Annotated in this window: 2 tRNA genes; both read left to right on the plus strand. The window is 38.6% G+C overall.

Annotated features, from left to right (window positions below):
* Positions 1 to 34 precede the first annotated feature (34 nt).
* A tRNA-Asn gene (locus tag C9J41_RS21685) sits at positions 35 to 110 on the plus strand.
* Positions 111 to 536: 426 nt separating this feature from the next.
* A tRNA-Ser gene (locus C9J41_RS21690) sits at positions 537 to 627 on the plus strand.
* Positions 628 to 635: the final 8 nt, after the last annotated feature.

Below are 635 nucleotides of genomic sequence, written 5' to 3' on the forward strand. Positions count from 1 at the left end.
AAGGTTCGAATCCTTCCCCCACCACCATGACAATTCCTCCTTAGTTCAGTCGGTAGAACGGCGGACTGTTAATCCGTATGTCGCTGGTTCAAGTCCAGCAGGAGGAGCCAAATAAAAAAGCCCGCAAGCAATTGCGGGTTTTTTTACATCTTAAATTTGGAAAATCATTGCTTAGTAGCTTAGTAGCTTAGTAGCTTAGTAGCTGCTTGGTTATTGGTATCTTTCCTCTCGACCTACCTTACCATTTCTCCCTTAGTTCACTTGGTTATTACCTCTTATCTCTTATCTCTTGTGATCGTTAACCGCAAATTTGGTTATCTACTATGATTCTTTTGAGGTTAGGTGTTGCTATTAAATGATCTATTTTTAGCTTTAATTGTATTATTTATTGAAGATTAAGTGATCATAACCATCTAATAACTATCATGTTTGCAAAAAATATTATCAAAATGCGCGTTTGTTAATCGAGTGAGCGTTTTTTCTTAAAAATAGGCTTTACAGGTTTTACATCTATCGGTAATATTCGCCGCACTTACGGAGAGATGGCTGAGTGGTTGAAAGCACCGGTCTTGAAAACCGGCATACGTTTATAGCGTATCTAGGGTTCAAATCCCTATCTCTCCGCCATATTCTAG

Source organism: Photobacterium sp. GB-50 (assembly GCF_003026755.1).
Lineage (GTDB): Bacteria > Pseudomonadota > Gammaproteobacteria > Enterobacterales > Vibrionaceae > Photobacterium.